At 61.4% G+C, this 15,804-nt stretch carries 12 protein-coding genes, 1 tRNA gene and 1 pseudogene; 5 read left to right on the forward strand and 9 right to left on the reverse strand.

All coding sequences use genetic code 11. From position 1 onward, the window contains the following. Window positions 1-94 precede the first annotated feature (94 nt). On the forward strand, window positions 95-781 hold the full coding sequence (locus tag O1A05_RS15520) for a uracil-DNA glycosylase (RefSeq protein WP_270106051.1): 687 nt from the start codon (window positions 95-97) through the stop codon (window positions 779-781). A gap of 9 nt (window positions 782-790) precedes the next feature. Here O1A05_RS15520 and O1A05_RS15525 read toward each other — a convergent pair whose 3' ends face one another. Then, window positions 791-2,632: a threonine/serine ThrE exporter family protein gene (locus O1A05_RS15525; protein WP_270106052.1), complete on the reverse strand. Its 1,842-nt coding sequence runs from the start codon at window positions 2,630-2,632 to the stop codon at window positions 791-793. Window positions 2,633-2,815: 183 nt separating this feature from the next. Then, window positions 2,816-2,892: transfer RNA gene (locus O1A05_RS15530), tRNA-Val, on the reverse strand. A 102-nt stretch (window positions 2,893-2,994) separates the two neighbouring features. Here O1A05_RS15530 and O1A05_RS15535 point away from each other — a divergent pair. Together O1A05_RS15535 and O1A05_RS15540 are read left to right on the forward strand one after the other, a co-directional pair. Further along, the gene (locus O1A05_RS15535) at window positions 2,995-3,747 is read left to right on the forward strand and encodes an AzlC family ABC transporter permease (RefSeq protein WP_270106053.1); all 753 of its coding nucleotides are present in this window, start codon (window positions 2,995-2,997) and stop codon (window positions 3,745-3,747) included. Then, on the forward strand, window positions 3,744-4,055 hold the full coding sequence (locus O1A05_RS15540; RefSeq protein WP_270106054.1) for an AzlD domain-containing protein: 312 nt from the start codon (window positions 3,744-3,746) through the stop codon (window positions 4,053-4,055). Before O1A05_RS15535 ends, O1A05_RS15540 begins: the two co-directional genes overlap by 4 nt. Before the next feature lie 11 nt (window positions 4,056-4,066). Here the strand turns inward: O1A05_RS15540 and O1A05_RS15545 are convergent, their stop codons facing one another. Beyond that, complete coding sequence (locus tag O1A05_RS15545) at window positions 4,067-5,443, reverse strand: NtaA/DmoA family FMN-dependent monooxygenase (RefSeq protein ID WP_270106055.1); 1,377 nt, start codon at window positions 5,441-5,443, stop codon at window positions 4,067-4,069. 115 nt (window positions 5,444-5,558) lie between these two features. Here O1A05_RS15545 and O1A05_RS15550 point away from each other — a divergent pair, with 115 nt between their 5' ends. Further along, the gene (locus tag O1A05_RS15550) at window positions 5,559-5,792 is read left to right on the forward strand and encodes a hypothetical protein (protein ID WP_270106056.1); all 234 of its coding nucleotides are present in this window, start codon (window positions 5,559-5,561) and stop codon (window positions 5,790-5,792) included. A 44-nt stretch (window positions 5,793-5,836) separates the two neighbouring features. Here the strand turns inward: O1A05_RS15550 and O1A05_RS15555 are convergent, their stop codons facing one another. The 3 genes from O1A05_RS15555 to O1A05_RS15565 all read right to left on the reverse strand — a co-directional run bounded on the left by O1A05_RS15555 (window position 5,837) and on the right by O1A05_RS15565 (window position 9,630). After that, window positions 5,837-7,198 (reverse strand): GntP family permease, encoded by a 1,362-nt coding sequence (locus tag O1A05_RS15555; RefSeq protein WP_270106057.1) that lies wholly within the window; start codon window positions 7,196-7,198, stop codon window positions 5,837-5,839. A 78-nt stretch (window positions 7,199-7,276) separates the two neighbouring features. Beyond that, window positions 7,277-8,443, reverse strand: coding sequence for a glycerate kinase (locus tag O1A05_RS15560; RefSeq protein WP_270106058.1), 1,167 nt, complete (start codon window positions 8,441-8,443; stop codon window positions 7,277-7,279). A gap of 65 nt (window positions 8,444-8,508) precedes the next feature. Beyond that, window positions 8,509-9,630, reverse strand: coding sequence for a sugar diacid recognition domain-containing protein (locus O1A05_RS15565; protein WP_270106059.1), 1,122 nt, complete (start codon window positions 9,628-9,630; stop codon window positions 8,509-8,511). 524 nt (window positions 9,631-10,154) lie between these two features. Here O1A05_RS15565 and O1A05_RS15570 point away from each other — a divergent pair. Next, on the forward strand, window positions 10,155-11,036 hold the full coding sequence (locus O1A05_RS15570) for a hypothetical protein (RefSeq protein WP_270106060.1): 882 nt from the start codon (window positions 10,155-10,157) through the stop codon (window positions 11,034-11,036). Between the two features lie 74 nt (window positions 11,037-11,110). On the opposite strand, the gene O1A05_RS15575 is transcribed toward O1A05_RS15570, so the two are convergent. The 3 genes and pseudogenes from O1A05_RS15575 to O1A05_RS15585 form a co-directional block, all read right to left on the reverse strand. Then, complete coding sequence (locus tag O1A05_RS15575; protein WP_442867644.1) at window positions 11,111-12,652, reverse strand: IS1634 family transposase; 1,542 nt, start codon at window positions 12,650-12,652, stop codon at window positions 11,111-11,113. A 451-nt stretch (window positions 12,653-13,103) separates the two neighbouring features. After that, complete coding sequence (locus tag O1A05_RS15580; RefSeq protein WP_270106061.1) at window positions 13,104-14,861, reverse strand: DUF262 domain-containing protein; 1,758 nt, start codon at window positions 14,859-14,861, stop codon at window positions 13,104-13,106. 448 nt (window positions 14,862-15,309) lie between these two features. Further along, a pseudogene (locus O1A05_RS15585) lies at window positions 15,310-15,801 on the reverse strand (IS1634 family transposase); the annotation flags it as partial. Window positions 15,802-15,804 lie beyond the last annotated feature (3 nt).

The raw sequence follows: 15,804 nt of genomic DNA on the forward strand, positions 1-15,804 counted from the left end.
AATCGGTAACCAGCATAACGACGGGTGTCGGTGATCCTCCATTTTACGCGCTCGGACGTCGGTCATGGTCCCGACGGCTGGTTAGGCTGGTGGGATGCTGATCTCTGACGTACGTGAACCCCTGGATCAGGGCTGGGATGCGGTGCTGGCCGGGCACACCGGCACCTTCGCCGCGTTGGCGGAAACCCTGCAGGAGCGGCAGAAATCCGGGGAACAGGTGCTGCCGGCGGCCGAGAATATTCTGCGGGTGTTCCGCCAGCCCTTCGATGAGGTCAAGGTGCTGATCCTGGGTCAGGACCCCTACCCCACCCCGGGACATGCGGTGGGGATGAGCTTCTCCGTGGCCCGCGACGTGCGTCCCCTGGCGCGTTCGCTGACGAATATCTATCGGGAACTGCACGACGACCTCGGCATCGCCCCGGCCGAGCACGGTGATCTCACCTCGTGGGCCGAGCAAGGTGTGGCCCTGCTGAACCGGGCGCTCACGGTGCAGGCCGGCACACCGGGCTCGCACCGTGGCCTGGGGTGGGAGCAGATCACCGAAACCGCTGTACGGGCGCTGGCCGCTCGGGACCAACCACTGGTGGCGATCCTCTGGGGCAACGATGCCCGCCGCATGGCCCCGGTGTTGCAGACCGGCGAGCACGTGCTGGTGATCGAGTCTGCTCACCCTTCCCCGCTGTCGGCACGTCGCGGGTTCTTCGGTTCGAAACCCTTCTCGCGGGCCAACGAGTTTTTGCGGGCCCAAGGTGCGGAGCCAGTGGACTGGCAGGTGCGCTGACCGCTCGGCTCAGCGGCGGCCGATGCGCCGTCGTTCGTTCCCTTGCAGCTTCGAGGTGAGCGGGCGGGCTAGGGTGTCGCCCAGCACGGAGCCGGCTGCGACCGCCAGGATGACGATGGAGGCCATCACCATGCCAACGATGCCGCTGACGGCACCGGTGTTCATGGCGATCTCGTACATGGAGCGGAAGATGGCCAGACCGGGCAACAAGAACAGCACCGAGGGCACCGCGATCACCAGCTGGGGTGCGCCGAGACGCAATGCGACCATGCGCGCTAGGAAACCGATGATGACGGCGGCCACGGCAGGTGAAATCACCGGACCGAGTCCCAGGAACAGAGCGAATTCGTAGCCAATGAATCCGAGGGTGGCGACAATGCCGGTGGGCAGTAGCAACCGCCACTCGGATTGCTCCACGGCTGCCACTCCAGCCGAGGCGAAGAACACCAGGATGCCCAGCACCCACACCGGGTACGAGTTGACCGGGGCTGCGGTCACGTCGACCTCGGGCACCCCCATTTGTGAGGCGGACACGGCGGCCAGCACGATGCCGCCAACCATGGCGACGTAGGCCAGCGCTGCGGAGACAAAACGGCCGGCGGCGGTGATCGGGAAGCCGTTGATGCCGTCCTGCACCGCGGAGACGAAGCGCCCCGAGGGCAACATGATCATCAAGATGCCGGCCACCACCGTAGCCGGGTCCTTGAACACGTCGAAGGAGAACAACCCCAACGAGATCACGGTGGCCAAGAACCCACCCAGCATGGTGGTGAAGAACTCGGGCGCTCGCAACCGGGCCATGGAATACATGGCGATCACCACGACGGCCGCCGACACCAGCGTCATCAGCCCGGCCAGCGGGCTGCCACCGATGTAGAGCACGAACAGGGCGGCGAACAAGGCGTTGGCCGACACCGTCATCCACGGCCGGAACGGCTTGCGCCGGTGCCGGATTTCAGCCAGTTGCCGCTCAGCGTCTTCGCGGGTGATGTCGCCGGATGCAATCGCGGAGACCAACCGATGCAAGAACGCCAGCCCGGCGTAGTTCTGCGACCAGGAGCGCACCACGCGCTGCAGCGTGTACGGGGTCTCCCCCGGAGGCGCATAGTTCAGCGAGAACGCCTGGTTGGTGATGTCGATCTCGGTCTCGTGCACCCCGTACGCCTGGGTGACCACGATGATCGAAGTTTCCACTTCCAGGGCGCCGGCACCGAAACGGAACATGGTCTCCCCCAGCTTCATGGCGAAGTCCAGGGTGTTGCGAATATCGGCGGCCTCAGCGGCCTTCTGGTATTCTTTGCGCGCTGCAGCTGCAAACGGGCTGGTTTCCAGGCGGCTCACCAGGTTCATCACCTGAGTAGGCATCCGCTCCTGGTACGGCTCGGCCGGCTGGGACCCTGACTCCTCACGACGGCGCGGACGACGCGCGGGCAGGCGCAGACCGCGGGACGGGCGGCCGGTCGAGGTGCCCGGCTCTCGCTGAGCTTTCCGAGGGCGGGTTGGTTGCGGGCGGGACGCTTCCGGGGCGGAGATCACCGGCAGCGCGCCGACGGTCGGGGCGGGCTCGGGATCCGCCGCGGGCACCGTGTAAAGGTCACGGGTGTCCGTGCTCGGCGTCTCCGTTGCCGACAGCGCAGCCGTGGGCGCGGTCTCGGGGCCGAACCCGTCCGAGGGGTCCATCTGGGGCGCCTGAGCGTCCGGGTTGGGCAGGGTGACCGCGGGACGGATCACGGGAATGGTGATCTGGCCGGTAGCTGGCGCCGTTTCTGATTCCATGGCCGCACCGACGGCGGTAGAACCGTGCGGCACCTCGTCGGGTGAGGATGCGTCGGGGTGCGGTTCGCGGGTCATTCGACCACCTCCTGTCGGCTCACTCGCGGCCGTCGGCAGACCGCGGGTCCGTGACGGACCATCTCTGATGTGTGTGTCATGACGCCTTCGCGGCGGTGAACCACGATCGACGAGGAATGGAATTTCACGGGCGGACGACCCGCTCTTAACGAGATCAGGACCCCTGTACAGGGCCCTGATGGGTGGTGGATCTTACTGGACTCGAACCAGCGACCTCTCGCGTGTGAAGCGAACGCTCTAACCAACTGAGCTAAAGATCCAAGCGACTTAGTGAGTTTAGCAGAGAAGACCGGCGCGCAGAAATCCAATGTGCGTGCGAAACGCAACCGTCACGACCCGGGGTTGATCATAAGATGGGCGCTATGCCCGCTACCCCCTCCGAGCTCGCACGGGAACAGCCTGACCCTTCATTCTGGTCGCATCCCGCCCTGCGCACCGGCGTCTCGGTGGCCATCGCTACTGGACTGTACGGTATCTCTTTCGGCGCCCTGGCCGTCACCGCCGGGCTCTCCGTCTGGCAGACCATCGCCCTGAGCGCCCTGATGTTCACCGGCGGATCCCAGTTCGCCTTTATCGGAGTCCTCGGCGGCGGATCCGGAGCCCAACTGGGCGGGGCCGCCACCGGGGCTGCCTCGCTGCTCGGGGTGCGTAACGCCGTCTACGGCATGCAGATGAAGGCACTGTTGCGTCCACGCCCGGCCCTGCGACCGCTGGCGGCGCACGTGACCATCGATGAGTCCGCCGCCACGGCTGCCACGCAGACAGACCGCCGCGGCATCAGCATTGGTTTCTGGAGTGCCGGCATCGGTGTTTATCTGCTGTGGAATCTGTTCACGATTGTCGGCGCGGTGGCGGGGACAGCGCTCGGTGACCCGGCCAACTGGGGCTTGGATGGTGCGGCCACCGCAGCGATGCTGGGGCTGCTCTGGCCCCGGTTGCGCAGCGGCAACACCTGGGCACTGGCGGTCACCGCCGCCCTGGTCACTTCGATTACCCTGCCGATGTTGCCGGCCGGGCTGCCGATTCTGTTGGCCGCCGCCGTCGCCGGCATCTGGGGCTGGTTCATTGCCGAGCCGCGCCCCCGCGCCGAGATTCTGCGAGAGGAGGCCTCATGAGCCTGTGGTTCTGGATCCTACTAGCCTCGGTGATTGCCTTCGCCACCAAATTCGTGGGCTATTTGATGCCACAGGCCTGGCTCGAGCACGAGCGGGTGCTGCGCACCGCCAACGCGGTGACCATCGGACTCCTCGCAGCATTGGTGGCGATGAACGCCCTGGGTGATGGCACTTCACTCACCGCGGATTCTCGCATCGGTGCGCTTGTTGCCGCTGCGGTAGCCCTGATCCTGCGGGCTCCGTTCCTGGTGGTGGTGCTGGTCGGCGCGATCGCCGCTGCGGGGCTGCGCCTGCTGGGCTTCCCCTAAACCGGGTTTCTTCAGCCCTGGCGGCGGCGCGATCCTCCGGTGGAGTGCGTCGGCAACCAGTCGTATCCGAAGACCCGGCCGCGCAGCGTCTGCGATTGCTGCACGTCGACGTCCGTATGATCCGGCACGGCGTCGAGGTATCCGCGAGCACGCAGTTCGGGGCTGACGTGTTCAGCGAAGGCTTGCAGGTCGATGTGACGCAGGGCGTAGTCGGCGTTGAAGCCGTCCACCCCGGCCTCGAGCATCCATCGCTCCAGTTCGTCGACGATGGTCTTGCCCGAGCCGATGATCACCGGGCCGCGAGCGCCAATGGCCATATAGGCGGCCAAGTCTGCCACGGTCCACTGCCGGTCCGGGTCCATGGAGGTGAACGATTGCAGTGCGGAGCGGTTGCCCTCGATGTGCACTTCTTCGATCACGTCGTCCCCCGACAACAGGGCCAGGTCCAGGCCGGTCCACCCGGCGAAGAGGGCCAGCGCGGCGTCCTCGTCCACGTAGCGGGTGTAGTCGCGGAACCGTGCCTGCGCTTCGTCATCGGTGGCAGCGGCGATGACGGTGATCGAGGTGATCAGCCGCACCTCGTCGCGGGCGCGCCCGGCCGCTGCCAGACGCGTTTCTACCTGGTCCACCAGTTGGCGTACGTTGGCCGGGGAGGTGCCCGAGAAAAAGAGCGCTTCGGCGTGCTTGACGGCAAAGTCGATACCCCGCGGTGACGAGCCCGCTTGGAAAAGCAAAGGGGTGCGCTGCGGACCCGGCGTCACCAGTGCGGGCCCAGGCACCGAGAACCACTGGCCCTGGTGGTCGATGGTGTGCACCTTGTCGGGGTCCAGGTAGGTGTTCGCCGCTGCGTCGTTCACCACAGCGCCGGGCTCGACCGAGGCTTCCCAGAGCCCGTAGACGACGTCCATGTATTCATCGGCCCGGTCATAGCGCTCGTCGTGGCGCATGAGCTCTTCCGTACCGAGATTGCGCAGCGCCGACTGTTGGTAGCCGGTCACGATGTTCCAGCCAATACGCCCGCCGGTGAGGTGGTCGAGCGTGGCGAAGGTGCGGGCCAGCAGGTACGGGGGCAGGTAGGAGACGTTCGCGGTGACGCCGAAGCCGATCCGTTCGGTCGCCGCCGCCAGCGCGCTGATCAGCAGTAGCGGATCGAGCGCCGGGTACTGCATGCCGGCCTGAATCGCAGTGCGCCCCGACCCGTCGTACACGTCGTACACCCCGGCCACATCGGCAAAGAACACGGTGTCGAAGCCCGCGGATTCCAGCAGTTGCACGTGCTCGACCCAGAAACTCAGGTCGGTGAACTGGTCGGGATCGGCATCGGGGTGACGCCAGAGCCCGGACGTCTGGTGAGTGGGCACCATCATGTCGAGCGCGCTGAGGAACATGGCTCTCATTGTCACACGCGGATTCACCTCACCCGCGCAGGTGCTCGCGGAGTGACGTGCACCTCGGCCTAGAATGGCGGTGCACCCAACACGCTAGCGCGGCAGGAGGAAAACGATGACGGACCCTCGTCCCCTGGATCATTCCGACCGCGCCGCACACCGCGCCTGGCAGCACCGGTACGGCCAACTCATCGAGGAACTTCTGGCCTCCGAGACGTGCACGTGCACCTGGGCGACCGAGCGGATCCGCCAGTGGGGCGGGACGTACCTGGATCATCGATACCGCACTGAGGCTGACCCTGCGTGCCCCCAACACGCACACGAGCACGCCTCATGGTGGTTACGCTGATCCGCTCATGAGGCGTGCTCGATCGTGATGATTCCGGCCGGTCCTTAGAGCAGCACGGCCCCCAGAATCCAGACCACGATGAAGGCGGCGAGGCCTTCGATCCCGGAGGCCACCGTCAGCGTGCGGTATGCCGTGCCCACCGGGATGCGGCTGAGCTGCGACACCACCCAGAAGAAGGAATCGTTGGCGTGCGAAACCACCATCGCGCCTGCACCGATGGCCAGCACCGTCAGCACCATGACCAGGTCAGATCCCAGCCCCATGGACGGCAGCAGCGGTGCCATCATCGCCGAGGTGGTCACCAGGGAGACGGTGGAGGAACCCTGCGCGGTCTTCAGTGCGGCGGCCACCAAGAACGGAACCAGCAGTCCCAGCCCCAGTGAGCTCAGCCCATCAGCCAGGAAGTCGGTGAGACGGGAGCCGCCCAGCACCGCACCAAACGCGGCACCGGCACCGGTGATGAAGATGATGGGGCCGGAAACGGTGACCGCCTCGGAGATCTGCGCGTTGAACCGTTCGAGCTTGCCCTTGCCGCGCATCAGCAACACTGCGGATGCCAGGCCAAGGATGAGCGCGATCAGCGGGGTGCCCAGGAAGATGATGATCTCGGTGACGATGCTGTCACCAAACGGCTGGGCGGGCAGCTTCGCAATCGAGGACAGCATGATGAGCACCAGGGGCAGCACGATCGGGAAGAAGGAGGCGGCCGCCGAGGGCAGTTTTCCGTAGCTGGCGCGCAGTTCCTCATAGGTCTTGTTGTCCAGGTCGGATTCCGACGTCGGCTCCAACAGCGGCAGCGTGCTCTTGGAGAAGCGCTGCGCGTAGAGCAGGCCCGCCATGGCGGCCACCATGGCCACCGGCAGACCCACCAGAATCAGGAAGCCCAGGTTGTGGGAGATGCCGACGTTTTCCGCTGCTGCCAGCGGACCGGGGGTGGGAGGTACCAGGGTGTGTGTCGCGTAGAGGCCTGTCATCAACGCGATAGCAGTGGCGATGTGTGAGACCCCGGTGCGCACGGTGATCGCCTTGCGCAGGGAGTTCAGAATCACGTAGCCGGAGTCGCAGAACACCGGAATAGACACGATGTAGCCGACCAAGCTCATGGTGAGGTTGGGGAATCGCGGTCCCAGCACTCTCACCAAAAAATCCGCCATGGCGATCGCCGCACCGGAACGCTCGAGAATTGCCCCGAGCATCGTGCCAACCAGAATCACCAAACCGATATTGCCGATGGTGCTTCCGAAGGCACCACCAATGGTGGTGACGACTTCTTCCATAGGCACGCCGTAGGCGAATGCCGCGATGATGGCGGCACCCAGTAGTGCCAGCAAGGGGCTAATTTTCCACCGCGCGGTGACCAGCACGATGCCGATCACCAACACGATGAGAACAATGAGTTCATACATCTCGGGGTCCTTACTTCAAGGGGTTCGTCACGACGGTGTGCGTTGGAGTGATGAGGTGAGTGACAGAGGGGATGCGCGTCAGGGTGTCAGCAGCAGACGAGCAACTTGATAGGCGGTCCAGGTCAGGTTCTCGGCGGTGTGCGGCGCCGTCTCCCCCAGAGTGCCCGGACCGCGGCCGATGGAGAACGCCGCTGTCACGCCACTGGCCTGCAGCGCCTCGGCATCCACGGCCACCTGGCCGGCCAGGACGATCATTGGGGTCGTTTCTGCGGTGAGCTGCCGGACGCCATGGATGACTTTTCCGTCCAGGGATTGGGTGTCGAACCGGCCTTCACCAGTGAACACGAGGTCCGCTTGACCGATTTTTTCGGCCGCACCGAGTGCGTCGCTGACCATTTCCCATCCGGGCACTAGCTCGACGGTGAAGAAGGCATAGAGCAGCGCTCCCAGCCCGCCGGCCGCGCCCAGTCCGGCCACGCCATCGAGGGATTTTCCGCCAGATTCCGCCACCACCTCAGCCAGGTGCTTCAGACACCGGTCCAGGTGCTCCACGTCTTCAAGAGCGGCGCCCTTCTGTGGGCCGAAAACATGCGCCGCGCCCTGCGGCCCGGTGAGCGGGTTGGTGACGTCGGTGGCAATGCGCCAGGTGACCTCTCGTACTCGAGGATCAATTCCGGAGAGGTCGATGGTGGCAAGGTTCAGCAGCGAACCACCACCGTCGGGCAACTCGACGCCGTTCACATCGAAAAAGCGCGCACCGAGTTCGCGCAGCAAACCGGTACCGGCATCGGTCGTGGCTGATCCGCCGATGGTCAGCAGGATTTCGTCCACGCCTTCATCAAGGGCGGCGCGCACCAAAGTGCCCACTCCCCGCGTGGTGGCTTCGGCGGCCCGTAGCGGGACATCGCTCACGGCGGCGAGCCCGTTCGCCTGGGCCGCCTCGATCAGTCCGATGCGGCCATCAGCGGAAATGGCGTACTCGGCATCGCAGGGCCGGCCGATCGCGTCCGTGGTCGCACAGCTCTGGGCAGATGTCCCCCACGCGGCGAGCACTGCATCCAGGGTGCCTTCTCCCCCATCGGCAAAGGGCAGTTCATCGACAATGATGTCCTGTTGCGCTTCACCCGCTGCACGACGGACACCATCAGCGATGGCCGTAGCCACCCGACGGGCGTCGAGGGTGCCTTTGAAGGAGTCAGGAATCACTGCCACACGTAGTGGCGACGGTCGATCTGCACGGCTCATCCTGGCAGATTATGACACAGGTCACATCTATTTCGACGTGCAAAAGCACTACATCGCGCACCTAGTCAGGAGCCGAATATGTGCAGATCACCCAGTGCCGCGCGGGCATATACGGATAGCAGCAAGGCGGATAGTTCCGCCCCGATCCTCGGGTCGTGCCCTGCGCGTGCGATGATCTGGTCGATCCGCTGGGCCATGGTGTTCCGATGGATGTACAGCCCCGCAGCCGCGGCGTGGCTGGAAGAGTGCTCGCCTAGCGCCAGCACCGTTCGACACTGTTCTCGGGTGAGCTTGGACACTACCTCGGCACGGTGCGAGATGGCGGTCCGCGGCAACGAGGCCACCACCGAGGCAATCTCCCACCGCCACATCGGTGGCTGTTGCATCTCGTCCGACTCAGTGGGGGCGTTGACTGCGGGGAAGATCCCCGGGGTCGCGCAGGCGTGGCGCAAAGTGACCGCTTGCGCTTGGAGCTGTGCCATGGAGGATGCGGTCGGTACAGCGATGCGTCGCTCGTCCACCAGCTTTCGTCCCCGTGGCGCGGAGGCACCGGACCGTAGCGTCCAGACGGCGCCGAAGAGTTCGGCTGCCATGACCCCCGGCGTCCTGTTGAGTCGGCGCAGCCGTTCACTCAACCGTCCCGGCGTGACCATCCGCAGAGGGTCCTGAGCGTCGATGTTGAGGCTGACCGCGAGCGTCCACGGCCCCGGGATCGACAGCGCGGACAGCCGCGAGCCGAGGTCACTGGGATCGCTGGCCCCGGAGCTCAAGGCAGCGAGCACATCGCGGGCTTGGGTGTCCCGCTGAACATCGTCGTTGATTTGCCGTTCTTGAGTGAGCAAGAGTTCCACGGTCAGGGCGATGAGCTCGGCCGTGGAGCGCACCTCGTCGGGGTTGCCGGTGAGTCCCACGACGCCACGCACCGCGCCGTCATGCCACAGCGGGATGTTCACGCCGGGGCGCACGCCCGACTCATCGTCACGGTCCCAGATCTCCACGGAATTTCGCGCGGCCACGGCCTGCAGTGCGCCTGCGTGGTGAGTGCCCACCCGATCCGGGTCAACCGCAGCGATGATCACACCGTGGGAGTCCATGATGTTGATGTTGTGACGCACCGTGGGTTTGATGGTGTCGATGACGTGCTGCGCCATGTCACGAGTCATCAGATCTGGAGCGCGCTTCTTCATTTCATGAACGCTAGCAGAGGACAATGCGAGCAACAGTGATCGCCCGCAGAATCGCCAGTAGTCAGTTGAAAAGCCATTCACACTGTGTTTTCGGCCCTGCACCAGATCCCGTTAATGAGTTGTCGAGAGCATCGGCTACCGCGTTTGACCCCCAGACGTCCACACGGTTCAAACCTCACCGAAAACCTCGCAATTCCGCGGAGCAAATCATGCAGAGTACGTCACGAAGTACGTAGATTGCTTGATTCTGGTCCCCCTTTGGTCCCCTCGCAGCGAGCCCCATCAGGCAAATCAAGTTCCAAGGGCCGACTCCTTCCATGGCCTTCTGAACACTGTTCGATGAAGGTCTTGCGCCACGAAGTCGGGTACACAGACCGAGTCGAAAGCCTAGATCGAACGGCATCGACATCTTGGATCTGTCGGCCGACGCAACCAGGCCCCCGATCAGAATGGATCCACGTTGGATCCTGAGCCGTTCAGTCACGTCGGGTGCTCGATACCAGCCTCTCCTCGATAAGTTCGGAATGCCTGAGATCGACCAGGATGAGCGGCGCGAGTGGTTACAGGCGGCAGCAAAGTTGGAAGGGGCGCACCGAGTCACGTTGGGTTGGATGCCCGCTTCGCTGGCCGGCTACCCCATGCTTCGTGCGCCGCAGCTGGCACGCAACACCCCTTTGATGACCGAAGAGATGACTACCCGTTACATCCGGTCAAAGGAGGAGTTCGCTTCCGGCCTGAACCAGCTGTCGGCACCACCATCAGCACCAAACCTCCTCGGAGCGGACTCCATGGGGGCGTTGCAACTTGACGAGGCCGCCCGGCAAATCAGGCGGGCACTCACGAGTTCCCGGGCATGGGTCGCCTTTCACAGCGCGCACCAATCCCTGAACGACGACGCAAAGGAGGCGTTGCGCTCGGCCAGGCGTGAACTGAAGCAACGCCTGTCCGCCGCCGCTCTTGATGACCACGAATCGAATCTCGCGATTCCGCGTGCAGAGCACCGGTCCCACACAATGACCGAGGCCGTTCGCTCGCTGACAGGCCCGGATCGAATCTACGCCGACGCCTTCGGCGAAGTGGACCGGTTGCTTGACCTCACCATGGGCAACGTCTTCGGGGAGTTGGTGCTATTCGGTGAACCATGGCGCGCACCTGTATTCAATGTCGAGACCCAGACGCCCGGAGAACCTCTCGTCGGATTCCAGACGGAACCTATTGGGGCGTTCCTGTCCACTGGCCAGGTTCTCTGGCTGTCGACAGAAGCAGTTACCGATGCGGTCTGGGTCGAATTGCACTCAATTAAGATAGATCAAGCCGAAGGCACACACTACTATTTTGAAGCCCGAGTTCTCCTCAACACTGGCGAAGGCTGGCCATCCTCGACCACCCAGGTACCAAGCATCTGAAAATCCGCAACCAACCGAACTAAAGCTCGCTCAGACACACTCAGGCGGGCGTCAACCCCTGAGTCGTGCCAGATTTAGTGCGTAGTTTTTGAGACCAACGAGTCGAGCAGTTTCTGGGCGTCTGCGGGGATGGACGGAGCCGCGGTGAGCTGTTGCCCATTGATATCAATCGTGACCGCCCGCAAAGGTCTCAGCGCTTGCACGAGTTTCTTGATACTCACCCCAGTCACTGCTTGCAGGTGACGAGCTACGGCCAGCGCGCAGAACACGATCGTCAAGTGCGCCTCGATCGAGTCCCGCTGATGATGGAACATCGGCCGGGCACGGAGATCGCTCTTCGCCATCCGGAATGACTTCTCGACCTTCCACAGATCGTGATACGCAGCAACCACTGCGCCACCCTCCAAGACCTGCGGGCTAATATTCGTCACGTAGCCTTTCAAACCCAGTAGCTGTCTGGCTCGCTCGACCAGCGCCCAATCCACCCCGGGTTTCTTCCCGGTGAGTTTCACGAACCGGTCCTTGCGCACTGGCCGGGCCCCGGAGGCGACTTTCTCTGCTTTCTCGATCTGCTTATTCAACGAGTAGTTATCGCGCTTCTCACGCTGGAACGAGTAGTGATACACCACCCTGCGCGCCCTGGCATTAGTGCCGGTACCCATGGTGCGTGATGATTCCAGGACCTGCCCGTCGGTGAAGTAAGTGCCATGACGGTCGAAATGCTCCGCCAGGTCATACGGGGCTTTCGTGATCCTCGAGCCGACAATGAAAGAGAACCCCGCATCCTCCAAAGCATTGAGGTTGGCTGCTGAGAGCATCCCCGCATCAGCGACGACCACCAGATCCTTGACCTGGTGACGGTCTTGGAAAGACCGCAGCACCGGGACCAGGGTCAAGGTCTCGGCCTTGTTGCCTTCGAAACAGTGGATCTCTAAAGGGAACCCCTCACGATCCACCAGTAACCCGACCACGATCTGTGGATCGACTCTGCGTTCTTTACTCATCCCGACTTTGCGTAGCTCGTCTTCGTCATTGGCGTCGAAGTACAAGGTCGTGACGTCATAAAGCACCACAGACAAGCCAGCATGGCCTGCGGTCTTCAGGGCGTGCGCGTAGGCTGCCCGGCTGAACCCATCCCGCCAGTCCTGGCTAATGGATTCAGCCAGGGTACGCCAGATCGTGCGCAATGACGGGGCCTTCACGCCGAGTTCTTCCAGGACACGGATCGTGTCCGTTTTCGAGGTCGGCTCGATCAGTCGGGCTAACACCAGCTTCTGGAACACCGTGTTCCCCACCCCGGTGAAGCCCAGATGCTGATACGCGTCCTCCAACACGTTCCACAGCAGTTGAGCTGAGGAACCCGTCACCCTCGGCCCGATGAGCGCAACGCTGGGCTGAGCACCCGGTTGGTCCGGGGTGCTGGGAAGTTCGAGGTCGAGTTCTTCTTGATCCCCTGCGATCTTGGTTTTCGCGATATGAACCAGTGCGGCGATCTCGGCATCAGTATGCCCGGAGCCGATGTGTTCTACGATCTTCTGGATCCCGCGCTTGGTATGAGCAATCTGGACCGCGGTCGCTCCTGAAGCGGTCTTCACTTTCCGCACGAACAAGCCCACCCGCACAGTCTAGTCGGCACACGATTAGTGCGTAGATTCAGGAACCCGAACCGCGGAATATCAACGATCTACACCCCTCGACCACTTATTTTCAACAAACATGGCACGACTCAGGTCAGACACACTCAGGCGGGCGTCAACCCTAGGTTCATTTCAACGCACACTGCTTCAATGGCATGTCGAACAAGAGGGTGTATTTGTCATCTCGGGAGCCTCGTCGAGGCATGGAAAGTACACCCCAGTTAGGTGCTCTCATCTAGGCTGCGGAGCAGGCCGCTCAGGACGAATTGTCCTGACACCAATTCCCCTCTTAGAACTCGATTCAACCAAATCCCGAAACGCCCTGATTTTAGTGGGGCCTCCAATAAAACCAGGGCGTTTCAAGGGCGCCAGAATTCTCTAGGTGAGTTACCGGGTAGCCCGTTGCACGGAAGGTTTCACTCCGTCTGAGTCAAGCTGAAACTCTGGGCCAGAGAACAAAAGCATTTTGCACAATATTGTTGAGCCTCTCGCCAGCTTGCTCGCTCTTCCAAGCACTTTCATCGATTGCCCTGGCCAAAGTTGCATCTTCTAAATTGACCCATTTACGCAACTCATCGCACTTGTCACTGAATTCCGTTGGAAGACTCGAGTTGACTTCAGTAGGAAGTAGTGCAAGGTTTCCAATCTTGAAAATCCAAGAGTTCCTAGGCGTGGCCTCGGACCTTCCTTCTAAGCCCTGAAGATGCTCGAGAGACATTTGGCGACTCAGATCCAAGGCAGTGGATGAATAGGATTTCTCAACTCGAGTGAGAATGTGCCTGATCTTGAACGAGTCTTTCACTCGCGTCCGTGAGTACGCGAGGCGCTGGATGCCATCCCTGAATTGCGCATCTGAGGTGTCCATCCTTGAAGCGCCGGCAACGAACGCTTCCATCGCTGCCCTATAATCCGGAGTTGAAGTGCTCGCCGAGACGGAGGCCGCAGCCTGCCTGTAGAGGCGACGTACCGACGATGTCGAACCCTTCTGAGCGATGCTCCACCTGAACTGGAAGCTCTCCACAACCGCAAGGAATTCAAGTAGCGTCTTTCTCTGTATACCTCCATCCTTCTGGCGATATGACCGCAGCAGCGAAATTAGAAGTGGAAGCGGCTGGTTAGCTCCTGTAACCAAGATCCCGTACAACCGGTCGCAAATGGCTTCATATTTGTCCCTTCTCCACTGGTCGTCGAGATCACGCCAAGCGTCAGGGGAACCATTAGCTATCAAAGTCCGATTTAGACCTGAAAGTACCCTTACATCACTTCTTAACTCAGTAATCAGGTTTTGAGCCGCAAGATCCTGGCCGCCTGATGACTCAATGTGATCCTCGATGGATCGCCTTAACCTGGCTTGCTCGATAATGTCAGTGTTGGCATGATGGGCGTGATGACGAGAATTCCACGCATAATACAAGAAGTAATCGGGCGTCATCCCGTCAAAAGTAATCTCATCAAGATTCACGAGGATCTCCGACCAAGACCTCTCAGAACTGTCTTCATCTCCCGCCATAATTTCTGCAAACAGCAAGTTCTTGACGAGATCCATGGCGGTCAGACTTTTGCCACGGTCATTCAGCGTCTCAAATATCGTGAAAGCACTTCTTCGGTCCTCAACGTTAATGTAAACAACTTCTGACTCAAGAATTGCATTACGAATGCTATCTATTTGCTCAATTTTATCTGTAGCTCTTCCTATGGCACCCCGAGCCAGATCCTCAAAGATCCTATAGGCCTGCGACTCCAATGCCTCCAAGTCGTAACCAGGTGCCGCGGCACGCTTTTCCATTTCCAGGAGAACATTGTCATTAAGTCGACTCGAAGCATTAGCATCCCTGTTCTTCAAACGGTAATTACGATGACCATCACGGTCGTTGTACTCGAGGTACTCATTAATACCGGTAACACGTAGTTCATGCCCATTTTCGCGATAAAGCTCACGAAGTACACTCAAGGCGATGATTGTCGTTGTCAGTCGTTGTTGACCATCGATCACTTCCCGCGGAGCTGAGGCAGCACCGCTCGTGACCATACTCCCCAGAAAATGGGGCTCCTTGGCGTTAGTGATGTCATCCCAAAAATCTACGATGTTTTGAGCTTCCCATGCATATCGGCGTTGATACCTCGGCACAACATGTTGTCCTTGCAGTAGGACTTCTCCGAGCGTTCGTTTATTGGCATCAATCTGCATCGTTGCGATTCCTTTCAAGCCAGTATGATTTAGTCACCGACGGCCTACTTGCGGCCTTAACGCCTGTGCCTCAACCGCATCGTATCGCTTCAGGCCGAACTTATTCTTAGTCGACTTTGGTGTGGTCTACCTGCCATCGGCAACCGGTTCGAAGTAGCCACGACAAGCTTAATTCCGCGACTGGTGGGAACTGGTGCACTTTCAGGTGGCAGTGTGCTACAGGACTTATCGATAGCTGGGACTGCGGAACAGACAGGGCACTTGTACTTCGGGGGAAGCTCTCATTGGGCAGAGTTTGCATCAGATAAGAACGCCAAATGAGTGCCTTCAACCGGGCAGTAAAACTTAATTATCCGCGGCAACTCCCGAAAGTACCGCAAACGGCCGCCCCACGAAGCGGCAGTGGTCTTGATGAAGGCCTCAACACCAGACCTGAGTCGTGCCAGATTTAGTGCGTAGTTTTTGAGACCAACGAGTCGAGCAGTTTCTGGGCGTCTGCGGGGATGGACGGAGCCGCGGTGAGCTGTTGCCCATTGATATCAATCGTGACCGTCCGCAAAGGTCTCAGCGCTTGCACGAGTTTCTTGATACTCACCCCAGTCACTGCTTGCAGGTGACGAGCTACGGCCAGCGCGCAGAACACGATCGTCAAGTGCGCCTCGATCGAGTCCCGCTGATGATGGAACATCGGCCGAGCCCGGATATCACTCTTAGCCATCCGGAACGACTTCTCGACCTTCCACAGATCGTGATACGCAGCAACCACTGCGCCACCCTCCAAGACCTGCGGGCTAATATTCGTCACGTAGCCTTTCAAACCCAGTAGCTGTCTGGCTCGCTCGACCAGCGCCCAATCCACCCCGGGTTTCTTCCCGGTGAGTTTCACGAACCGGTCCTTGCGCACTGGCCGGGCCCCGGAGGCGACTTTCTCTGCTTTTGTCAA

Origin of the sequence: Citricoccus sp. NR2, from assembly GCF_027594385.1 — a bacterium.
Taxonomy (GTDB): Bacteria; Actinomycetota; Actinomycetes; order Actinomycetales; family Micrococcaceae; genus CmP2.